The sequence below is a fragment of the Streptomyces sp. NBC_00234 genome (genome assembly GCF_036195325.1).
In the GTDB taxonomy this organism is placed as follows: domain Bacteria; phylum Actinomycetota; class Actinomycetes; order Streptomycetales; family Streptomycetaceae; genus Streptomyces.
On the sequence record NZ_CP108101.1, the window covers coordinates 6,982,953 to 7,003,110 of the forward strand.

Consider the following 20,158-nt stretch of genomic DNA (forward strand, 5'->3'; position numbering starts at 1 on the left):
GGAGAGGAGAGCACGCATGAGAATCAACGGCACGATGCGCCGCGGACTCAACCGTACGGCCACCGCCGTCGCCGCGATGGCCGCGCTCACCGCGTCCCAGGCACCAGGGTTCGCAGGCTCGCCGCCGAACGAGAAGGCGGCGGCGGCCCAGGACGACGTGATCTGGACCGAGGTGCCCAACGACGACTCGTACCACACGGAGTTACCACCGCTGAAGACGCCCGAGCCGCCCGCCCGCGGCGGGAAGCCGGGGCCCGTGGCCGCCCGGACCCATACGGAGGCGGGCATCCCGGCGACGGTCCTCGCCGCCTACCGCAAGGCGGAGGGCGCACTCGGACGCAGCGACCCCGGATGCAACCTGCCGTGGCAACTGCTCGCGGCGATCGGCAAGGTGGAGTCCGGGCAGGCGAGCGGAGGCCGGGTGGACTCCGGTGGCACCACCCTCGGCCGCATCCTGGGACCGGTCCTCAACGGCGTGGGGTTCGCGAACATCAGCGACACCGACGACGGCGCCTACGACGGCGACGCGCAGTACGACCGGGCCGTCGGACCGATGCAGTTCATCCCCTCCACTTGGGCGCACTGGGGGAGGGACGGAAACGCCGACGGGCGCCGCGACCCCAACAACATCTACGACGCCGCCCTCGCGGCGGGGCACTACCTCTGCGCCGGGACACGGAACCTGAACACGCAGGGCGATCTGGACCGGGCGATCCTGAGCTACAACCACTCGGACACCTATCTGCGCACCGTGCTGTCCTGGCTGGAGTTCTACCGCCAGGGCACCCACCCGGTCGCCGACGGCAGGGGCGTCATCCCGCAGAGCCCCGGCGCGGGCGGTCCGTCCGAACCCAAGGCCCCGGTGGGCGGCCCCGGCAGCCCCGGAAAGTCCACGGCTCCCGGGAAGGAGGGCGGCGGCATCGTTATCGGACCGCAGCCCACCAGCCCGCCACCGTCTCCCACGCCCCCCGGCCCCAGCAGACCGACGAGCCCGAGCCCCGACCCGTCGGAGACCGGCCCCACGGATCCGGGCCCGAGCCCCGACCCGACGGACACCGGCACCCCGGGGCCCGACCCCACGCCGACCGATCCGACGACGCCGCCGACCACACCGCCGACGTCCCCCGACCCGGACCCGAGCACCAGTGACCCCGGCTGTCCCACGGACTCGCCGTCCCCGGACCCGACCGACACCACGGCCCCCGGGACCGCCACCGAGACGCCCGACCCGTGCGCGGGCACGGCCACGTCAGGCGCCTGACAGGACCTCGGACAGGTCGTACCGCACCACTTCCTCCAGCTGCGCGTACGTGCAGCCGGAGGGAGCGCGGTCCGGCCGCCACCGGCGGAACTGGGTGGTGTGCCGGAACCGGTCGCCCTCCATGTGGTCGTAGGCCACCTCGCAGACCCGCTCCGGACGCAGCGCCACCCACGACTGGTCCTTCTTTCCCGACCAGCGGCTCGGCGTGCCCGGCAGCCTGGCCCCCTCGTGCGCCGCCGCGTCCTCCCAGGCCGCCCACGGATGGCCGTCGACGCCGCGCAGCGGCTCCAGCTCCTCCGCGAGCTCCGCGCGCCGCTGCATCGAGAAGGCGGCGCAGGCCCCGACGTGCTGGAGGACGCCCGCGGAGTCGTACAGACCCAGCAGCAGGGAGCCGACGACCGCACCGCTCTTGTGGACCCGGTAGCCCGCCACCACGCAGTCGGCGGTCCGCTCGTGCTTGATCTTGAACATGGTGCGGGTGTCCGGCCGGTAGGGCAGATCGAGCGGCTTCGCGACGACCCCGTCGAGCCCGGCGCCCTCGAAGTGCTCGAACCACTCCTGGGCGGTGGCGAGGTCGGTGGTGGCGGGAGCGAGATGGACGGGCGCCGAAGCGCCCGAGAGCGCCGCCTCCAGGACCGCCCGCCGCTCGGACAGCGGGGTGGTGAGCAGCGACGCGTCGTCCACCGCGAGGACGTCGAAGGCGACGAAGGCGGACGGGGTCTGCTCGGACAGCATCCGCACCCGCGAGTCGGCGGGGTGGATGCGCTCGCTGAGCCGGTCGAAGTCGAGCCGTCCGTCGTGGATGACGACGATCTCCCCGTCGATCACACAGCGGGGCGGCAGATTCTCCCGCAGGGCGAGGACCAGCTCGGGGAAGTAGCGGGTGAGCGGCTTGCCGGTGCGGCTGCCGATCACCACCTCGTCGCCGTCGCGGTGCACGATCGCCCGGAAGCCGTCCCACTTGGCCTCGTACTGCATTCCGGGCGGAATCGTGGACACGGACTTGGCGAGCATCGGTTTCACGGGCGGCATCACCGGAAGGTCCATGTGCCCGATTGTTGCCCATACCTCCCCGGGCGTCTCCCGATATGCGGCATAGGTGAGCCCGGCCTACGGTGGCCGACATGGGAGCAGCGGTGGAGCTGGACGCAGGCGGACGGCCGGTACGGCTGTCCAACCCCGACAAGGTCTACTTTCCGGACAAGGGCTATACGAAGCGGGACGTGGCCGAGTACTTCCTGGCAGTGGGCGGCGGCATCACCCGCGCGCTCCGCGACCGGCCGACCACCCTTCAGCGCTTCGTGGACGGCGTCGAGGGCGACTTCTTCTACCAGAAGCGGGCGCCGAAGAACCTCCCCGACTGGATTCCCACCGCCCGGATCGCCTTCCCCAGCGGGCGCCCCGCCGACGAGATCTCTCCCACCGAGGTCGCCGCCGTCCTCTGGGCGGCCAACCTCGGCACCCTGACCTTCCACCCCTGGCCCGTACGCGCCACCGACACCGACCGGCCCGACGAACTGCGCATCGACCTCGACCCGCAGCCCGGCACCGACTACGCGGACGCGGTCACCGCCGCCCACGAACTGCGCTCCGTCCTGGACGACCACGGGCTGCGCGGCTGGCCGAAGACCTCCGGCGGGCGCGGCATCCATGTCTTCGTGCCGATCGAACCCCGCTGGACCTTCACCGAGGTCCGCCGCGCCACCATCGCCGCCGGCCGGGAACTGGAACGGCGCATGCCGGACCGTGTCACCACCGCCTGGTGGAAGGAGGAGCGCGGGAGGCGCATCTTCGTCGACTTCAACCAGACGGCCCGCGACCGCACGATCGCCTCCGCCTACTCGGTACGCCCCTTCCCGCACGCGCCGGTGTCCGCGCCGCTGCGCTGGGAGGAGATCGACGACGTCACACCCCGCGACTTCGACATCAGGAGCATGCCCCCGCGGTACGCGGAACTGGGCGACGTCCACGCCGACATGGACGACCACGCCTTCGGCCTGGAGAAACTGCTGGAGCTCGCCGACCGGGACGAGCGGGACCGGGGCCTCGGCGACATGCCGTACCCGCCGGAGTACCCCAAGATGCCCGGCGAGCCCAAGCGCGTCCAGCCCAGCCGCGCCAGGCACGACGAGGGCGACGGCGCGTAGGGCTTCGGCGTCCGCGGCACGGAGGCCGTGGTCCCCATGCCCGAGCACGGGGACCACGGCCTCCTGACGCGGTGTCGCGGGTTACAGCTCCTTGATGCGGATGTCGCGGTACGAGACCACGTCCGTGGTGCCGTGGACCTGGAGGCCGACGTAACCGGAGGCGAACCGCCGGCCGTCGGTGCCCGGGTCGTCGCCCCGCGGCGGCTCGAAGAGCTGGCCACCGGTGTTCTCGAACTCGTTGATCAGGACACCGTTGCGGTAGATCGAGTAGTGCTGGTCCACCACCCGGATCTCGTAGTCGTTCCAGGTGCCCTTGGGCGTGACCCCGGCGCCGCCGAGACCCACCCGGTCGAATCCGTACAGCGAGCCCGTCTTGTACATGTCGCCGTCCGGCCGGTCGTTGATCTGCACCTCATGGCCGTACTTGATGGCGACCCACTCCGGACGTGTCTCCTCCGGGTTGTCGTGGACGTACGGGAAGCGGACGAAGACACCGCTGTTCGCGTTGCCCGTGCCCGGGGCGTCGTCCCGCCACTGGAGCTTCAGCGAGAAGTCCCCGTACTGCCTGCCCGGGAACCACAGCATGCCCATGCCGGGGACCGTCGTGGAGCTGGTGATGGTGCCGTCGGGGTTGAGGCCGAACTTGCCACCGCCCACCTGCTCCCACTTGGCCAGCGACGCGGCCGTGCCGTCGAACAGCTTCCGGTAGCCCTCGACCTGGCCCGGCCTGCCGATGCCGGACTGCTTCGCCGCCCGGTAGATGGTCCGGTGCTCACGGGCGTCGATCACCCCCGCGGCCAGGAGCTTGTCGAGGACCGTGTCCACGTGCTTGAGGAACAGCGCGTGCGAGGACCAGTCCTTCTCGTCCTCGATCAGCTCGTTGATCGTGCACCGGTTGCCCGTGACACGGTTCGGGACCCCGCTGTCGACCGTGCCGACGATGACCGTCAGCCGCTCGTCGAACTCCGGGCAGTCGGGCGCCGGAACGCCGCCGCCCTCGGCGACGGTGAACGACACCTGTTTCGCCTCGGAGGTGTTGCCCGCCTTGTCCGTCGCCCGGTGGGCGAAGGTGTGGGAGCCGATCCGGTCGACGAGCACCGGAGCGGTGTAGGCGAGGTAGGGGCCGCCGTCGAGGGAGTACTCGATCCTGTCCACCCCGGAGTCGGCGTCGGTCGCGGTGACCGTCGCCTTCGCGCTGGTGATGAACGCGCCGTCCGAGTTCTTCTCGCCCGTCAGCGCCACCGTCGTCTCCGGCGGTGTCCCGTCCTGCGTCGGCGGCTCGACGACGGTGAAGTCGACGGCCTTCTCCGCGGCGGCGTTGCCCGCCTTGTCGGTGGCCCGGTAGCGGACCGAGTGCGTGCCCACCTCGTGCACCATGACGGGTGCGGTGTAGGGCTTCCAGGCCCCGTCCGCCCCGATCGCGTACTCGATGGTGTTGACCCCGGACCCGGTGTCGGACGCGGTCACGGTGACCGTGGCCATCCCCAGGTACGCGCCCTGGTCGTCCTTCTCGCCCGATACGGTCGCCGAGGTCTCCGGCGGGGTCTCGTCGTCTGTGGGAGGCGCGGCGACGCTGAAGTCGACGGCCTTCTCCGCCGCCACGTTGCCCGCCTTGTCCGTGGCGCGGTAGCGGACCGTGTGACTGCCGACCTGGTTCACCACGACCGGTGTGGTGTACGGCTGCCAGGCGCCGTCCGCCCCGACCGCGTACTCGACGGTGCCGACGCCCGAACCGGCGTCGGTCGCCGCCACGGTGACGGCGGCCTGGCCGATGTACGCGCCGTCGGCGTTCTTGTCGCCGGCCACCGTCGCCGAGGTCTCCGGCGCGGTGGTGTCCTCGCCGCCGCCCTCGGTCACGGTGAGAATGCCCTGCATCGACCCGTGGCCGGGAATGGTGCAGTGGTAGAAGTACCGGCCGGGGCTGAGCGTCACCTCGACGCTGTGCTTGCCGCCCTCGCTGTCGCTCGGGTTGGCGAGGATGTTCAGCGGGACGTCGTTGTTGAACTCCGGGTCCGAGACGCTGAACGTCAGCGTGTGCGGCATGCCCGTCGTGTTGCCGGTCGCGGCGCTGTTCTCGAACACGATGGTGGCCGCGCCGGCCACCGCCGTCTTGGGAGCGGACAGATAGTGGTCGATGGGGTCGCCCGCGGTCCAGGTGAGCACCTGGGCCGCCGCTGCCGCCTCACGGTCGTCCTCCCGGCCGTACGCGGCCGTCGAGGTGAGCCCGAGGATCAGCAGGAACGAGGCCAGCAGGGCAGGCCACAGCCGGGCCGGCCGGTACCTGAGCCGTGCGGAGAGGGGACGGTGTCTCACTGAACTTCCGCCTTCCTGGCCAGATCGGCGGCGGCCGGAGTCGCGCCCCCGCCGGTGTACGTCACGCGCCACAGCGCGGACTTGGAGTCCGAGGTGAAGAAGCCCCGCCCGTAGTCCAGGACGTAGAGCGAACCGTCCGGGGCGAACTTCCAGTCCATGAGGTTGCGGATGCCGTCGGCGCCCACGGGGATGATCTTCTTCAGGGACTCGGCGTGCGTGGGCAGCCCGCCCTTGCCGACCGTCTTCGGGTCGGTGAGCACCGCGTGCCGGGGCTGGTCGCCGTCGTAGAAGTCACCGACGAACCACTTGCCGTCCCAGTACGAGGGCCACTTGTCGGGGCTGGTGCTCGCCGCGTCGTACCGGTACACCGGGCCGTTCATCGTGGCCTGGCCGCCGCCCTTGAGCCACGGCAGGAGCTGCTTCTGCTCCTCCTGCTTGTAGCTCGGGATGCCGTTGGCGTCGCGCGGGTAGTCGATCCCGCCGCCCTGCGGCGAGTACCAGATCGTGTTGGAGGTGACGGGCGGCAGCTTCACCAGGCCGTCGTTGTTCGGCGACTCGTTCCTGGGCGCGTCGCAGTCGTACCAGCCGAGCGGCACGTTCGGGTCGGGCAGGCCGCGGTCCCGGTAGGGCTGCTTGTTGCCCATGCAGTACGGCCAGCCGTGGTTGCCCGCCTTGGTGATGGCCGCGAAGGTGTCGTACTTGGCGGGGCCCCAGGTGGTGCTGGGGGCGCCCGCGTCGGGGCCGACCCAGCCCGCGTACAGCGTGTCGGTCGCCGGGTCGACGGAGATCCTCGCCGGGTTGCGCACACCCATCACGTAGATCTCGCCGCGGGTCTTGCCGCCGCCCTCGTCCGGCTCCTTGCCGGTGAAGAGATTGCCCTCGGGCAGGGTGTACGTGCCGTCGTCCTCGGGGTGGATCCGCAGGATCTTCCCGTTGAGGTTGTTGGTGTTGCCCGCGGTGCGCCGGGCGTCGGCGTACGACACGCCCTTGTAGTTCGGTGCCGGGTTGTTCCCCGAGTAACCGCCGCTGGATCCGGACGAGTTGTTGTCACCGGTCGCGATGTACAGGTTGCCCTTGGAGTCCCAGGCCATCCCGCCGCCCGCGTGGCAGCAGCTGTGGATCTGGACCGGCCACTGGAGCAGCACCTTCTCGGAGGCCGTGTCCAGCTTGTTCGTGGCCGGGTCGAAGGTGAAGCGGGAGACCTGACGCACCGCCATCCGCTTGTCGCGGTCGATCTTCGCGTGGGGGGTGTAGTGCAGATACACCCAGCCGTTCTCCTCGAAGTCCGGGTCGAGCTCGATCCCGAGGAGACCCTCCTCGACCTTGACGGTCTCGTCGCCGCCGCCCTTGTTGCCGAAGACGTCCAGCGCCCCGGCGAGGGTGACCTTTTTGGTCTCGGGGTCGTAGACGTGGATCTCGCCCTTGCCCTTCCCGATGTTCGGGTCGTTCCAGTCGATGACGACCGGGCTGTTGCTGTCGGCGCCGCCGCGGCCGATGTAGAAGACCCGGCCGTCGGGGGCCGTGACCAGCCCGTGCGGCTCGCCGATCTGGTCGTTCTGCCCTGGCTGGTTGGGCTGGGTGACCCGCTCGGCCCGGTAGTTGGCGTTGATCGTGGCCTTGCAGTCGGCCTGCGAGATGCGGGTGGTCCAGGCGAGCGCGCCGCGCAGATGCTCGCGGAAGTCCGTCTCGGCGAAGCTGTCGACGGTGCCGCCCATGCCCGTGTAGAAGGAACGGCCGCCGTCGTAGTCGCGGCACCAGGAGACCGGGTGGTCCCAGCCGTTGGCGCTCGCACCGGGCTTGTAGGTGCTCTCCCGGACGCGGGCCACGGTGTGCACGTCGCCGGACGGATTCTTCGTCCAGTTCAGCCACTTGTCGGGCCGCTTCCACTCCAGCGGAAGACTCTTGGTCGCCGGGTGCTGCCGGTCGCCGATCTCCACCGTCGCACGCTGCGCGGTGGCCGGGCTGTCGGCGGCGGGCCGGGCCCCGACCAGTCCGGTGAACCAGTCCGAGTACGGCTCGGTGCGCGCCGCGTCATGGATGCCGAGGAACCCTCCGCCCGCCTCCATGTACGACTCGAGCCCCGCTTCCTGCTCGGGGTCGAGGACGTCGCCGCGGGTCAGGAAGACGACCGCGTTGTACCGGCCGAGCTGGCGCGCGTCGGTGAAGACCCCCGCGTCGTCGGTGGCGACGGTCCTGAAGCGGCCGGCGGTCGGTCCGCTCAGCCCGATCTTCTCGATCGCGGCGATTCCCGCGTCCACGGTCGGCGACTCCTCGCCCGCCGAGGCGTGGAAGACCAGCACCCTGACGTTCGCGCCGCCGGGCGGCGACGGAAGAGACAACGTTGTCGCCCGGTCCATCGGCTCCGGATAGGGCCCGGCGCTCGCGGCACCGCCTCCAAGCAGGGAAGCGGTCAGTGCGCCGGCCGCAACAGCCGCCGCGATACCTCGTCGTGATCTGGACCGGTGATGTGGTGTGCGCTGCATGTGGTCACCCACCCCTCTTTGGTCACTGCAACAGCGCATGAAGCTAGACCTCTTTTCGTGGCTCGCCAATAGCTATGGCAGCAATGGCACGAACTTTGTCCTGGGTGTGGATAAACGGAGATCCGACGGCTACCGTATGGGCCGTCCAAGGGGCACCTCTGTGCCCATGTGTCTCCGAAAGCCCGTCAGTTGCCCTTTCGCAGTGGGGAGTTCGACATGGACCGAAGGACCTTCAACCGGCGCATGCTGGCGGGCGGTGCGGCTGCCGCGGCGACGGGGGTGACATCGTTGTCGCTCGGTGCGGTCGAGGCCAGCTCGGCCGAGACCCCGCCCAGGACCGCACCGGCGGGGGGCGAGGTGCGGCACCTGAAGATGTACGCCGAGAAGATGCCGGACGGCTCGCTGGGGTACGGCTTCGAGAAGGGCAAGGCGTCCGTCCCCGGGCCGCTCATCGAGCTCAACGAGGGCGACACCCTGCACATCGAGTTCGAGAACACCACGGACGTCGACGCCAGCCTCCACGTCCACGGCGTCGACTACGACATCGCCAGCGACGGCACCCGGATGAACAAGAGTCACGTCGAACCGGGCGGCACCCGCACCTACACCTGGCGCACCCACGCCCCCGGCCGCCGCAAGGACGGCACCTGGCGGCCGGGAAGCGCCGGATACTGGCACTACCACGACCACGTCGTGGGTACGGACCACGGCACCGGCGGCATCCGCAAGGGCCTGTACGGCCCCCTGGTCGTCCGGCGCAGGGGCGACATCCTCCCCGACAAGACGCTCACGATCGTCTTCAACGACATGACGATCAACAACAAGTCGGCGCACGAGAGTCCGAACTTCGAGGCCACGGTCGGCGACCGGGTCGAGGTCGTGATGATCACGCACGGCGAGTACTACCACACGTTCCACATCCACGGTCACCGCTGGGCCGACAACAGAACCGGGCTGCTCACCGGGCCCGACGACCCGAGCCGTGTGATCGACACCAAGATCTGCGGGCCGGCCGACTCCTTCGGCTTCCAGATCATCGCGGGTGAACAGGTGGGCGCGGGCGCCTGGATGTACCACTGCCACGTCCAGAGCCACTCCGACATGGGCATGGCCGGGCTGCTGCTGGTCGCCAAGACGGACGGCACGGTCCCGGGCTACGAACCGCACCACATGGCCGGCGCCGCGAAGAGCGCCGACGCGGACGCGGGCGCCGACAGCGGGGAGGCGCACCGGCACTGAGCCCCGGTCAGCCCTCCGCGGCCAGCCTGCGCTGTTCCTCCTCGACGATGCGCCGGGCGAGCGACCCGTCCGACACGTCGACGGCATCGGGCGTCGCCTCGGCGACATCGCTGCGGCGTGCGTACGCGTCGAAGAGCCGGTCCTTGCGCGCGAGGATGTCCAGCATCCGCTGGTCGACGCTGTCCGCCGCCAGGAGCCGGTGCACCTGGACCGTGCGTATCTGCCCCATGCGGTGGGCGCGGGCCACGGCCTGGTGCTCCATCGTCGGTTTGATCTGCGGTTCGCACAGGATGACCACCGAGGCCGCCTGCATGTTCAGCCCCACGCCTCCGGCCTGGATCTGGCTGAGCAGGACGGCGTGTCCCTGCGCCGCGCCGAACCCGTCGACCAGCTCCTGGCGGCGTGCGGCCGGCAGGCTCCCGGAGACGGGGCCGAACACGCCCTCGCCCAGGGCCTCCTGGACCGTGGCCAGCACCTCGCGGAAGTACGAGAACACCACCACCTTGAGCCCGTTGCTCTCGGCCTCCGCGACCAGCTCGCACAGCCGGCTCAGCTTCGCGGAGGTGGCCGGGTGCGCGTACGCGGCACGGCGCATCCGCATGAAATGACCGGAGTTCACGGCTTCCCGGTAGGCGTCGAGGTCGGCCGCGCTGAACTCCTCCCACTCGTCGACGTGCACCAGGGCGGGCAGTTCGCCCAGCACGTCCACCTGGTTGCGCCGCAGGTAGGCGGGGGCGACGGCCCTGCGGAAGGCGTGCGAACCGGCGGCGCCGTGGGTGGTGGAGACGGCCGGTGCCAGTTCGGGGCGGATCTGGCGCACGAGGCTGCGGAACTCCTCGACCCGGTTCTCCATCGGCGTGCCCGTCAGATACAGGACCCGGTCGGTGCGCTGCGCCCAGCCGGCCACGCTCCGGGCCCGGCGGGTCGCCGGATTCTTCACGAAGTGGGCCTCGTCCACCACCAGCATGCCGGGCCGCGACGCTCCGGCGCGCGCCTCCGGCAGCGTGTGCAGGGCGTCGAACGTGGTGAGGGCGACCCCGCCGCTCCCGCACCACTCGGTGAACGCCTCCCGGCGCTCGGGGCCGTGCACCGGAAGCGCCCGCAGCGTGGAGCGGGCGCGGATCTCCCGCGTCCAGTTGATCAGCACACTCGCCGGGCACACCACCAGGAAGTGCGTCTCGCCCTGAGCGGAGAGATGGGCGAGCGCCGCGATGGCCTGGACGGTCTTGCCGAGGCCCATCTCGTCACCGAGGATCACCCGCTTCTGGGCCAGGGCGAAGCGCGCCCCGAACGACTGGTATCCGCGCAGTGAGACCCGCAGATGCGCGTCGTCGAGCCGCAGCCCGCGCACCCGGTCCGCGATCCCGGCCGGAAGGAAGCCCTCGGCGGCGTCCCGGTCGGGGCCGGTGCCCGACATCTCGGCCAGCAGGCTGTAGTACTCGGCGGACCGGAGCTCGAAGTCGACCCAGGCCCCGGGCGCGGACTCCGGCGCCCGCAGCAGGTCGACCGACACCTGCCCGAACAGCAGCGGCAGCTCACGCCCGTGCGCCTCGGCCACGGCGGTCCGTACGGCTACGGCCGCGGCCAGCACCTGTTCCCGGGCCGCCCGGCGCCTGAACAGCATGCGCAGCCGGCCCCCGGCCGGCCCGGCCGTGGCCAGCGGGGCTTCCAGCCGGTCGAGGAGCCCGCGCGCGGCGTCGCAGGCCCGCCGGACGTCGGGCCCCGCCTCGACCAGCCGGTGCAGGGCCACCACCAGGGCGGTCGTCGGCTCGTCGGGGGCGTCCACGTCGATGCGGACGGAGACGGTGTCGCGGACCGCGTGCGCGATCTGCCGCGCCGCGGCCAGTGCCTGGTCGGCGGTCTGCGCCCCCACCCCGGGGATCTGCCGGAGCTCGTAACGGCTCGCCGCGTGCACCTGGCCGACCGTCCCGTAACCGGCCTGCTCGACCGCGCCGATCCGCAACCGCCCCTCGGTCACGTCCTTGAGCCGGGACACGGGGATGGCCGCGAGTTCCTCGCCGACCAGCGACTCCAGCAGGGGATCGAGCGCTCCGCGGACGGTGTCGACGGCCCGGCCGTGATCGGCCAGCACCGCGCGGGCCGTCTCCACCAGGCGCTCCGCGCGGCCGAACAGCTCCCGGGCGGCCCGTCCCGTGGGCGCCTCGGTACGCGTCGCCCCGGCCTCTGTCATCTAGGACCTTTCGTTTGGATCATGCCGGGCTCGCGTGCCCTGGCGCGGCCACCTGCGGCGTTGTCGTCAATCACCAACGCTCCGCGTTGCCTCAGTCCTCCGCCTTGCAGCTGCCCACACCAGACCCCGCTCCCTGATCCGGCCTGATCCAAACGAAAGGCCCTACGTCCCTCTGTCCCCACAGCCTCGCTGCCACCGTGGCACCCACCCGCCCCGGCCGCTGCTCATCGTCCCACGGAGCCGGCCCCGCCTGCCCGTCACGGCGCGGGAGGCCGCCGCTCGGCCGGGGACAGCAGCAGGACCTCCAGGGCCCTGGCGCAGGACCGTGCCTGGGCAACGAACCAGTCGGTGCGCTCCGCTGTGATCACGGACGGGGTGGCCCGGACCGCGAGCGCGAAGCGCGCATACCCCGCGCCGTCCAGCACCGGGACCGCCAGCGTCCGCACCCCGTAGGCCGACTCGCCGTCGTTGAGCGCGTAGGCATCGCCCCGGACCCGCTCCAACTCGGCGCGAAGAGCGTCCGTTTCGACGATCGTACGGTCGGTGAAGGCCCGCAGCGGAGGGAGCGAGGACGGGCCGGCCTCGCCCGGTCGCGCCCAGGCGAGCAGCACCTTCCCGAGAGCCGTGGAGTGGAGAGGTCTGCGCAGCCCCACTTTCGGGGTGACCGAACCGCCCGCGACGATCACCGCGTGCGGGCCGCTGCGCAGGGCCAGGTCGGCCGTCGCGCCGGTGCGCTCGGCGAGATCGGTCAGTTCGGGGGCGGCCAGATGCAGCCCGCGCTGGTGGTACGAGAGCCGGCCCAGCTCGGTCACGGCCGGCCCGAGCCGGTAGCGGGAGGTACGGGGGTCCTGTTCCAGGAAACCCGCCCCGAGCAGCGTGCGGGCCAGCCGGTGAGCCGTGGAGACGGACAGTTCCAGCCGACGGGCAAGCTCGGACGCGCTCAGATCGGGACCGTTGTCATGGAAACAGTGCAGGACGTCCAGAGCCCGCTGTACCGCCTGCGCGCCGCCCGGAGCACGCGCTGTCGCGGCCTCGGTCATATCGGTTCACTCTCCGCTCGTGGGATGGGAGATGGTGCATGCCCATTGCCACATTACGGGAGCGTGGGTGCGCCCAGGCGAGAGCAAGAAACACTCCGTTCATACGCAATCCCACATCATGGGAAGCGAGTTGTGGGCGGGCCCGGCTCCGTGGCAGGCTGCAGCCGTCACCACCGACGAGCAGGAAGGAGCAGTCCCATGGCCGGCCGCCGAACCGCGTCCCCCGCCCCGTCCGCTCCGGTCCTGCTGACCCTCACGCTGCGCCGTCATATCGACCTGGCGCGCGTCTCCAGCGCCGCCTGTCGCTGATCCCTCGCGCCCGTCGGCGCACCGCCGCCTCCGCCGCGGACCCGGCGAGCTCCGCCCAGCGTGACGTCCCCTGATCGCTGCGGCTCACCGTGCCCGCACTCGGCTCCCTCGTGCTCCGTCGCAGCCGTACGGGGCGTCGCACGCACCGCCCCGTACGCCCGCGGCCGGGGCCCGTGTCCGGAGCCTCGCGCCCGCACCTCTCTTCTCCCACCGACCTCATCGGGAAGACTCCATGACGCATGCCGCCGTCCTGCCCGGGACGCTCTGGTACACCCGCTGTCCCGTACCCACCGCCACCGGCATCGCCGCCGACCGGGGGTGGCTCACCGGCGAGTTCGCCGTCGACGGCATCGCCGTGCGGTCCCTCCAGGACGCCGCCCCCGACACCGACCGGGCCGCGCACTACACCCACGCGCTGCCGGGGCTGTTCCGCGAGGGCGGCAACGTGCCCGCGCTGTGGACCCGTTCACGGGGGGAGCGGACCCGGCTCATCGGGCTGACCTGGATCGAGGAACGCCAGGTGGTGCTCGTCGCCCCCGGTTCCGGAATCCGGGGAGCGGAAGCGCTGCGCGGTCTGCGGCTGGCCGTGCCCGCTCACACCATCGCCATCGACTTCTGGCGCGCCATGGCGCTGCGCGGCTTCGAGGGCGCGCTCGCCTCCGCCGGACTCACCCCGTACGACGCCACCCTCGTCGACGTGCCCGCCGACGGGTACCCCGAGCAGTGGTCGGCCGAACTGGCCGCGCTGCGGCGCGGGGACGTCGACGCCGTGTACGTGAAGGGCGCACTCGCCGTGGAAGCGGCGCGGAGGGCCGGCGCCGAGATCGCGGTCGAGCTCGACGAACTGCCCGACCGCCGCTTCCGGGTCAACAACGGCACACCCCGCCCCATCACCGTCCACCAGCAACTCCTGGACGACCACCCGGACCTCGTCGACCGCTTCCTCTCCGTCCTGCTCAGGGCCGCCGACTGGGCCGCCGGACAGCCCGGCGAGGTCGCCCGCATCCTGGGAGCCGAGACCGGCGCGGGCGCCGACGGAGTCGCGGGCGCCTACCGGCCCGGCACCCACCTCACCCTCCACCCCGATCTGTCCACCGAGCGCCTCGCCCTCCTCGCCCAGCAGGAATCCGCGCTGCGCGCCCACGGCTTCCTGCCCGAACCCGTGGACGTCACCACCTGGGCCGACCCCGAGCCGCTGCGCCGTGCCGCGCTGCTGACCGGGTCGCCATCCGCCCCTCCGCCTTCCGCCCCCTGAGCCCCGAGGACCCACCACCATGAACGCGACCCGACCACTCCGTAAGCTCGTCGCCCCCGCCCTGCTCACCGCGACCGCGCTGCTCGCCCTCACCGCCTGCGGCACCTCGGAGGCCGACAGCGGCAGCGGCGGCTCCCGGGCCACCGTCACCGTACGCATCCCCGACCCGGGCAACTCCGGTGTCCTCGCCCTCGGGAAGAAGGACGGAAGTCTCGACAAGGCCCTCGCCGAGGTCGGCGCGAAGGTGCGGTGGACCGGCAGCGCCGGCCCCTTCGCCCCCGCCGCCCAGGCGATGAACGCCGATCAGCTCGACATCGCGACCGGCTCCATCACCTCCGGCATCACCTCGCTCGCCCAGCGCCCCGGTTTCAAGTTCTTCGCCGCCGTCGACCCGGACGCCGCGGGCGAGGGAATCCTCGTCCGCAACGGCTCCGGAATCGAGAACGTCGCCGGGCTCGTCGGCAAGAAGGTCGCCGTCAACCAGGGCGGAACCGGCGAGTACCTGCTCCTCAAGGCCCTGGCGAAGGAAGGCATCCCGGCCGACAAGGTCCAGCGGGTGTATCTGCGCCCCGACCAGACCGCCGCCGTCTTCAACGCGGGCCAGGTCGACGCCTGGGCGGTCTGGGCCACCTACGCCGTGGCCGAGATCGGCAGCGGCAAGGCGCACTTCGTGGCGGACGGGGCCGCCATCGGCTCCGACAACTACAGCCTCAACGCCGTGCGTACGGGCTTCGCCGAGCAGCACCCCGAGGTCGTCGAGGCGCTCTACCACTACCTCCACGACGCCAGTGCCCGGCAGAAGCAGAATCCGGCCGCCTATCTCAACGTCTTCACCGACGTCGGCCCGACCGCCGTCACCGGCAGGGCCGAGGAGATCCAGACGGACTTCACCGCCAAGGGGGCCACGGTCGACCCCATCGGCCCGCAGGACATCGAGCGCTTCGAAGCCGTCGCGAGGTTCTACGCCGAACAGAAGGTGACGAAGACCGAGGTCGACGTCGCCGACCATCTCCTCGACGTCGAGAAGCTGACATGAGCGGCGCGACGCCCGGCGGTCTCGTCACCCCGCGTCCCCAGCTCCGCAGGGCCCGCAGCCGCGGCTACGCCGTGACCGTCCGCGCACTCGGCCCCGTCGTCCTGCTCGCCCTGTGGTGGGCGGCCTCCGCCACGGGTGTCCTGACCGCCGACGTCCTGGCTTCACCCGCGCAAGTGCTGCGAGCCGTAGGAGAGTTGTGGGGCGACGGCCAGCTCCCCGACGCGCTGACCACCTCCCTCACCCGCTCCGGGCTCGGGCTCCTCATCGGCCTCGCCGCCGGACTGGCCCTCGGCATCACCACCGGATTCACCCGGCTCGGCGACGAACTGCTCGACTCCTCCCTCCAGACCCTGCGCACCATCCCGTTCCTCTCCCTCGTGCCGCTGTTCATGGTCTGGTTCGGGATCAACGAAACGGCCAAGATCCTGCTCATCGCCGTCGCCACCACCTTCCCGATGTACGTGTCGACGTCCAGCGGTGTACGCAACACCGACCCCAAACTCGTCGAGGCCATGCGCAGCTTCGGAATGGGCCGGCTCGGGATCGTCCGGGAGGTCGTGCTGCCCGGTGCCCTGCCCTCGCTGCTCGCCGGACTGCGCCTGTCCATGACGCTCAGCGTCATCGCCCTCATCGCCGCCGAGGAGATCAACGCCACCGCGGGCATCGGCTATCTGATGTCCCAGGCGCAGAGCTACGCCCGCACCGACATCCTCGCCGTCTGCATCCTCGTCTACGGCCTCCTCGGCCTGACCGCCGACATCGTCGTACGCCTGCTGGAGCGCGTCCTCATGCCCTGGCGCACCCCGCTGGGAGTCTCCCGATGACCTCGACCCCCCATCACGACCAGGCCGTACGCGTACGGGGCCTGCGGCGGACCTTCGGGACCCGCGCCGTCCTCGACGACCTCCGGCTCGACATCGCACGCGGCGAGTTCGTTGCCCTGCTCGGGGCGAGCGGCAGCGGCAAGACCACACTGCTGCGCATCCTGGGAGCCCTCGACGGGGCCGACGCGGGCGAGGTCCTCGTCCCGGAGGCACGCACCATCGTGTTCCAGGAACCCCGGCTCGTCCCGTCCAAGAAGGTCCTCGCCAATGTGACCGTCGCCCTGCCCCGCAACCGCTCCGAGCGTGGTCTCCGGGCACTGGCCGAGGTCGGTCTCGAACGGCACGCCGAAGCCTGGCCCGCCACCCTCTCCGGCGGCGAGGCCCAGCGCGTCGCCCTCGCACGAGCCCTGGTGCGCGAGCCCGAACTCCTCCTGCTCGACGAGCCGTTCGCCGCCCTCGACGCCCTCACCCGGCTCAGAATGCAGGACCTGGTCGAGGAACTCTGCCGCAAGCACCGCCCCGCCGTCCTGCTGGTCACGCACGACGTCGACGAGGCCGTGCGGCTCGCCGACCGCGTCGCGGTCCTGCGCGACGGTCGTCTCGTCACCGACGAGACCGTCACCGTCGACCGGCCCCGCGAGCCGGGCGACCCCGCGTTCGCCGCACTGCGCCGCCGCCTGCTGAACGACCTCGGCGTCGAGACCAGGACACCCGCCCCAGCCACCCCGCCCACCCCAGCCGAAGCAGGAGCCATCTGAATGACCATCACCATCGGTGTACACAGCAGTAATCCGTCCCTCTACTACCTGTACCACCTGACCCGACTCGGATTCGCCCAGGAGGAGCTGGCTCCGCTCGGCGAGACCGTGGCCTTCCACCCGTACACGAACGGCGTCCGGACCGGTGAGCTGCTCACCCAGGGAGTCATCGACTTCGGCGGCACCGGCTCCACCCCGCCCATCACCGCCCAGGCCGAGGGCCACGACCTCGTCTACACCGCCGTCTCCGCCGCACGCCCCGAGCACGGGGCGCTGCTCGTCCCCGAGGCCGCCCCGGTCCGCACGGTCGCCGACCTCAAGGGCGCCACCGTCCACCTCGCGATCGGCTCCTGGCAGACCCACCTGGTGGCCAAGGCGCTCGACGACGTCGGGCTCTCGTACGCCGACGACATCACGCCCGAACGCAGCACGGAGGAGAGCGAACACCTGCTGCGCTCCGGAGCCATAGCCGCCTGGGTCGCCCAGGGCCCGCAGCTCGCCGCCGCCCAACGGACCGGTGGACTGCGCACCCTCGTCCGTACCGCCGACGTCATCTCCGACCGCTCCGTGTTCTTCACCCGCCGCGAACTCGCCGAGAGCCGCCCCGAGGTCGTCGAGGCGCTCACCCGCGCCCTCCGCCGCGCCGACGGCTGGGCGGCTGCGCATCCGCGCGCGGCGGCCGAGATCGCGGCGGCCGACCTGGGCGGCAGCGCCGACGACTGGGAGACCGCGCTGCGCGCCCTCCCGTGGCGGATCGAGGCCGTGAGCGAGGAGTTCATCGCCGAACAGCAGGAGGCGGCCGACATCTTCCACCGCACCGGCTTCATCCCAGGGCCCGTCACCGTCGCACGCGCCCGGGCCGCGGCTCCGGTGGTGTGACGCCATGGCCACCGAAGTCCTCTGGTACATCATTCCGCGCGAAGGCGCCTATCCCTGGGAACCCGAAGGGCGCCGAACGGCCGACCTCGGCTATCTGAGCCGGCTCGCCGGAACCGTCGAACACCTCGGCTACAGCGGGGCGTTGCTCGCCACCGACCTGTACGACGTGTGGCCGCTGGGCAGCGCGCTCGCCGCCACCACCAGCACCCGCTTCAAACCGCTGCTCGCCGTCCACCCCGGACTGATCTCGCCCACCCTGCTGGCGAAGATGGCGCTCAGCTTCGACCAGCTCTTCGGCGGCCGACTCCGCTTCAACGTCGTCAACGGTTCGACGAAATCGCTCCAGGAGTACGGACTCCACGTGGAGCACGACGAGCGGTACGAGCTGAGCGCCGAGTACTGGTCGATCGTGAAGCGGCTCACCGCCGGAGAGGTCTTCGACCACAAGGGCCGCTTCTACGACCTGAAGAACGCGGGTGCCTCGTTCCGCGAGCTGAAGCCCGTCCAGGACCCGCACATCCCGCTCTGGTTCGGCGGCTCGTCCGCCCCCGGCATCGAGATGGCGGCCGAGCACGTCGACGTCTTCCTCACCTGGGGCGAGCCTCCGCATCTGCTCAAGGAGAAGCTGGAGCGCGTCCGGGCCAGGGCCGCAGCGTACGGCCGGACCCTGCGCATCGGTCTGCGGCTCCACCTCATCGTCCGCGACACGGAGGACGAGGCGTGGGCGGCCGCCGACCGGCTCCTCGACGTCACGAGCGAGGCCACGTACGCCCGGCAGCTGGGGGACCGGGCGGGCGAGGACGGGGTCGGCTGGCAGCGCCAGTTCCGCCAGCACGGCGGGAAGGTCCCCGCCCACGCACGGGAGCTGGAGGTCCATCCCAACATGTGGCCGGGGATGAGCCTGTTCCGCCCGGGGCCCGGCACCGCCGTCGTCGGTTCGACGGCCCAGGTCGTCGAGCGCCTCAAGGAGTTCGAGGACCTGGGGGTCGACACCTTCATCCTCTCCGGAAATCCCCTCCTGGAGGAGGCGTACCGAGTCGCGGAAACGGTGCTCCCGGCGCTGGGCGTCCGCCGCTGAGGCCGGACACCCACCGGCCGGCCGCCTCCCCGCGTGCCCCGCTACCTCCGCCCGGTCGGAGCAGTCGAGCCCCCGGCTGCTCCGACCGCGCGCCGGACTGCGGTTGTCGGTGCCCGGTGCGAGACTCGGTCGAGCGGGGAATCCCCCCGCGCCACGAGACGAGCGAGACGGCCGGGCTCGCTGAAGGCTGAAGGGGCTCACCATGTTCAACCCCAGCTTTGTCACGGGAATCCCCAACTGGATCGACCTCGGTACGCCGGACCTCGACGGGGCCACCGCCTTCTACCGTGGCCTCTTCGGCTGGGACCTGCTGCCCGGTGGCCCCGAAACCGGCGAGTACGGGATGTTCCAGCTGAACGGGCATGCGGCGGCCGGGGTGATGACCGTCCCGGAGGACCAGGCGAAGCCCTCCTGGTCGGTCTACTTCCAGACGCCCGACGCGGATGCCACCGCCACCTCGGTCGCCCAGGCCGGAGGCACGGTGCTCTTCCCCCCGATGGACGTCCGGGAGTTCGGTCGGATGGCCGGCTTCACGGACAGCGCGGGGGCGTACTTCGGCGTCTGGCAGCCGGGTACCAACAGCGGCCTGGGCGTGATCCAGGAACCGGGCTCCCTGCTCTGGTCCGAACTGCACACCTCCGAGGTGTCCGCCGCTGTCGCCTTCTTCCAGACGCTGTTCGGCTGGGACGTCGACGAGATGAGCTTCCCCGGTGGCTCGTACACGACGGTCAGGCCGGGGGGCTCCGGCCCGGAGTCGTCGTTCGGCGGGATCGTCCGCCTGGGTGACGTGCGGGCCGACGCGGACACCGGACCGCACTGGATCCCGTACTTCGCGACGGAGGACTGCGACGCCACGTCGGCCGAGGCGGCGCGACTGGGCGGAAAGGTGACGGTGGCGCCGGACGACGTGGAGGGCGTGGGCAGGATCGCGCATCTCGCCGACCCGTACGGTGCGGCGTTCGCCGTGATCAAGCCCGCACCGATGCCCTAGGTCCTAGGGCCTGTCGTGGAACCGAGGCCGTTCCTCGGTGCGCCGCATTGACGGGCCGTTGATCAGTTGTTTATCGCCACCCGGCACTGTGGTTCCCATGCTGATCAACACCGTGACCGAAGACGCGCTCGCCTGGCGGGAGACCGCGCTCTGCGCGCAGGCGGGACCCGAGTTCTTCTTCCCGGCTCCCGGCAGTTCGACGCGCGAGGCCAAGCAGTTGTGCAACGCCTGCGAGGGCCGGGTCGCCTGCCTCGAGTACGCACTCGCCAACGACGAACGCTTCGGCGTATGGGGCGGGCTCTCCGAGAAGGAGCGGGACCGGATGCGCAGAGGCGCGCGCGACCGGGGCTGACC

Annotated in this window: 17 protein-coding genes; 12 read left to right on the forward strand and 5 right to left on the reverse strand. The window is 71.4% G+C overall.

Annotated elements, in window-relative coordinates; translation table 11 throughout:
- Nucleotides 1-16: 16 nt before the first annotated feature.
- A complete protein-coding gene (locus tag OG230_RS30625; RefSeq protein ID WP_328906976.1) occupies nucleotides 17-1,261 on the forward strand; it encodes a lytic transglycosylase domain-containing protein in 1,245 nt (414 codons plus the stop codon).
- Here the strand turns inward: OG230_RS30625 and OG230_RS30630 are convergent.
- Nucleotides 1,250-2,308 carry an ATP-dependent DNA ligase gene (locus tag OG230_RS30630; protein ID WP_328906977.1) on the reverse strand — a complete coding sequence of 353 codons (1,059 nt, stop codon included), beginning with the start codon at nucleotides 2,306-2,308 and terminating at the stop codon, nucleotides 1,250-1,252. The two genes, OG230_RS30625 and OG230_RS30630, sit on opposite strands and share 12 nt — an antisense overlap.
- 77 nt (nucleotides 2,309-2,385) lie before the next feature.
- On the opposite strand from OG230_RS30630, the gene ligD reads away from it, so the two are divergent.
- Nucleotides 2,386-3,408 carry a non-homologous end-joining DNA ligase gene (ligD, locus tag OG230_RS30635; RefSeq protein WP_328906978.1) on the forward strand — a complete coding sequence of 341 codons (1,023 nt, stop codon included), beginning with the start codon at nucleotides 2,386-2,388 and terminating at the stop codon, nucleotides 3,406-3,408.
- Nucleotides 3,409-3,489: 81 nt separating this feature from the next.
- On the opposite strand, the gene OG230_RS30640 is transcribed toward ligD, so the two are convergent.
- Nucleotides 3,490-5,721, reverse strand: a complete 2,232-nt coding sequence (locus OG230_RS30640; protein WP_328906979.1) for an OmpL47-type beta-barrel domain-containing protein — start codon at nucleotides 5,719-5,721, stop codon at nucleotides 3,490-3,492.
- Nucleotides 5,718-8,204 carry a ThuA domain-containing protein gene (locus OG230_RS30645; protein ID WP_328906980.1) on the reverse strand — a complete coding sequence of 829 codons (2,487 nt, stop codon included), beginning with the start codon at nucleotides 8,202-8,204 and terminating at the stop codon, nucleotides 5,718-5,720. The genes OG230_RS30640 and OG230_RS30645 overlap by 4 nt, the downstream gene beginning before the upstream one ends.
- 216 nt (nucleotides 8,205-8,420) lie before the next feature.
- On the opposite strand from OG230_RS30645, the gene OG230_RS30650 reads away from it, so the two are divergent.
- Nucleotides 8,421-9,443 (forward strand): multicopper oxidase domain-containing protein, encoded by a 1,023-nt coding sequence (locus OG230_RS30650; protein ID WP_328906981.1) that lies wholly within the window; start codon nucleotides 8,421-8,423, stop codon nucleotides 9,441-9,443.
- A 7-nt stretch (nucleotides 9,444-9,450) separates the two neighbouring features.
- Here OG230_RS30650 and OG230_RS30655 read toward each other — a convergent pair whose 3' ends face one another.
- Nucleotides 9,451-11,634 carry a DEAD/DEAH box helicase gene (locus OG230_RS30655; protein ID WP_328906982.1) on the reverse strand — a complete coding sequence of 728 codons (2,184 nt, stop codon included), beginning with the start codon at nucleotides 11,632-11,634 and terminating at the stop codon, nucleotides 9,451-9,453.
- A 257-nt stretch (nucleotides 11,635-11,891) separates the two neighbouring features.
- The gene (locus OG230_RS30660) at nucleotides 11,892-12,674 is read right to left on the reverse strand and encodes an IclR family transcriptional regulator (RefSeq protein WP_328906983.1); all 783 of its coding nucleotides are present in this window, start codon (nucleotides 12,672-12,674) and stop codon (nucleotides 11,892-11,894) included.
- A gap of 198 nt (nucleotides 12,675-12,872) precedes the next feature.
- Here OG230_RS30660 and OG230_RS30665 point away from each other — a divergent pair, with 198 nt between their 5' ends.
- The 9 genes from OG230_RS30665 (at nucleotide 12,873) to OG230_RS30705 (ending at nucleotide 20,156) form a co-directional block, all read left to right on the forward strand.
- A complete protein-coding gene (locus tag OG230_RS30665; RefSeq protein ID WP_328906984.1) occupies nucleotides 12,873-12,983 on the forward strand; it encodes a putative leader peptide in 111 nt (36 codons plus the stop codon).
- Between the two features lie 232 nt (nucleotides 12,984-13,215).
- Nucleotides 13,216-14,238, forward strand: a complete 1,023-nt coding sequence (locus OG230_RS30670; RefSeq protein WP_328906985.1) for an ABC transporter substrate-binding protein — start codon at nucleotides 13,216-13,218, stop codon at nucleotides 14,236-14,238.
- Between the two features lie 19 nt (nucleotides 14,239-14,257).
- Nucleotides 14,258-15,274, forward strand: coding sequence for an NrtA/SsuA/CpmA family ABC transporter substrate-binding protein (locus OG230_RS30675; protein ID WP_328906986.1), 1,017 nt, complete (start codon nucleotides 14,258-14,260; stop codon nucleotides 15,272-15,274).
- A complete protein-coding gene (locus OG230_RS30680; protein ID WP_328906987.1) occupies nucleotides 15,271-16,098 on the forward strand; it encodes an ABC transporter permease in 828 nt (275 codons plus the stop codon). The genes OG230_RS30675 and OG230_RS30680 overlap by 4 nt, the downstream gene beginning before the upstream one ends.
- Nucleotides 16,095-16,856, forward strand: a complete 762-nt coding sequence (locus tag OG230_RS30685) for an ABC transporter ATP-binding protein (protein ID WP_328906988.1) — start codon at nucleotides 16,095-16,097, stop codon at nucleotides 16,854-16,856. The genes OG230_RS30680 and OG230_RS30685 overlap by 4 nt, the downstream gene beginning before the upstream one ends.
- A complete protein-coding gene (locus OG230_RS30690; RefSeq protein WP_328906989.1) occupies nucleotides 16,857-17,735 on the forward strand; it encodes an ABC transporter substrate-binding protein in 879 nt (292 codons plus the stop codon).
- A 4-nt stretch (nucleotides 17,736-17,739) separates the two neighbouring features.
- Nucleotides 17,740-18,813 (forward strand): LLM class flavin-dependent oxidoreductase, encoded by a 1,074-nt coding sequence (locus OG230_RS30695; RefSeq protein ID WP_328906990.1) that lies wholly within the window; start codon nucleotides 17,740-17,742, stop codon nucleotides 18,811-18,813.
- A gap of 202 nt (nucleotides 18,814-19,015) precedes the next feature.
- Complete coding sequence (locus OG230_RS30700) at nucleotides 19,016-19,804, forward strand: VOC family protein (RefSeq protein ID WP_328906991.1); 789 nt, start codon at nucleotides 19,016-19,018, stop codon at nucleotides 19,802-19,804.
- Nucleotides 19,805-19,901: 97 nt separating this feature from the next.
- Entirely contained in the window at nucleotides 19,902-20,156 is a 255-nt protein-coding gene (locus tag OG230_RS30705) for a WhiB family transcriptional regulator (protein WP_328906992.1), read from the forward strand.
- Nucleotides 20,157-20,158 lie beyond the last annotated feature (2 nt).

Bases quoted from the DNA above. Each gene is read 5' to 3' on its own strand.
- OG230_RS30625 (WP_328906976.1), top strand. From the start codon at position 17: ATGAGAATCAACGGCACGATGCGCCGCGGACTCAACCGTACGGCCACC.
- OG230_RS30630 (WP_328906977.1), bottom strand. From the start codon at position 2,308: ATGGACCTTCCGGTGATGCCGCCCGTGAAACCGATGCTCGCCAAGTCC.
- ligD (WP_328906978.1), top strand. From the start codon at position 2,386: ATGGGAGCAGCGGTGGAGCTGGACGCAGGCGGACGGCCGGTACGGCTG.
- OG230_RS30645 (WP_328906980.1), bottom strand. From the start codon at position 8,204: ATGCAGCGCACACCACATCACCGGTCCAGATCACGACGAGGTATCGCG.
- OG230_RS30650 (WP_328906981.1), top strand. From the start codon at position 8,421: ATGGACCGAAGGACCTTCAACCGGCGCATGCTGGCGGGCGGTGCGGCT.
- OG230_RS30655 (WP_328906982.1), bottom strand. From the start codon at position 11,634: ATGACAGAGGCCGGGGCGACGCGTACCGAGGCGCCCACGGGACGGGCC.
- OG230_RS30660 (WP_328906983.1), bottom strand. From the start codon at position 12,674: ATGACCGAGGCCGCGACAGCGCGTGCTCCGGGCGGCGCGCAGGCGGTA.
- OG230_RS30665 (WP_328906984.1), top strand. From the start codon at position 12,873: ATGGCCGGCCGCCGAACCGCGTCCCCCGCCCCGTCCGCTCCGGTCCTG.
- OG230_RS30670 (WP_328906985.1), top strand. From the start codon at position 13,216: ATGACGCATGCCGCCGTCCTGCCCGGGACGCTCTGGTACACCCGCTGT.
- OG230_RS30675 (WP_328906986.1), top strand. From the start codon at position 14,258: ATGAACGCGACCCGACCACTCCGTAAGCTCGTCGCCCCCGCCCTGCTC.
- OG230_RS30680 (WP_328906987.1), top strand. From the start codon at position 15,271: ATGAGCGGCGCGACGCCCGGCGGTCTCGTCACCCCGCGTCCCCAGCTC.
- OG230_RS30685 (WP_328906988.1), top strand. From the start codon at position 16,095: ATGACCTCGACCCCCCATCACGACCAGGCCGTACGCGTACGGGGCCTG.
- OG230_RS30690 (WP_328906989.1), top strand. From the start codon at position 16,857: ATGACCATCACCATCGGTGTACACAGCAGTAATCCGTCCCTCTACTAC.
- OG230_RS30695 (WP_328906990.1), top strand. From the start codon at position 17,740: ATGGCCACCGAAGTCCTCTGGTACATCATTCCGCGCGAAGGCGCCTAT.
- OG230_RS30700 (WP_328906991.1), top strand. From the start codon at position 19,016: ATGTTCAACCCCAGCTTTGTCACGGGAATCCCCAACTGGATCGACCTC.
- OG230_RS30705 (WP_328906992.1), top strand. From the start codon at position 19,902: ATGCTGATCAACACCGTGACCGAAGACGCGCTCGCCTGGCGGGAGACC.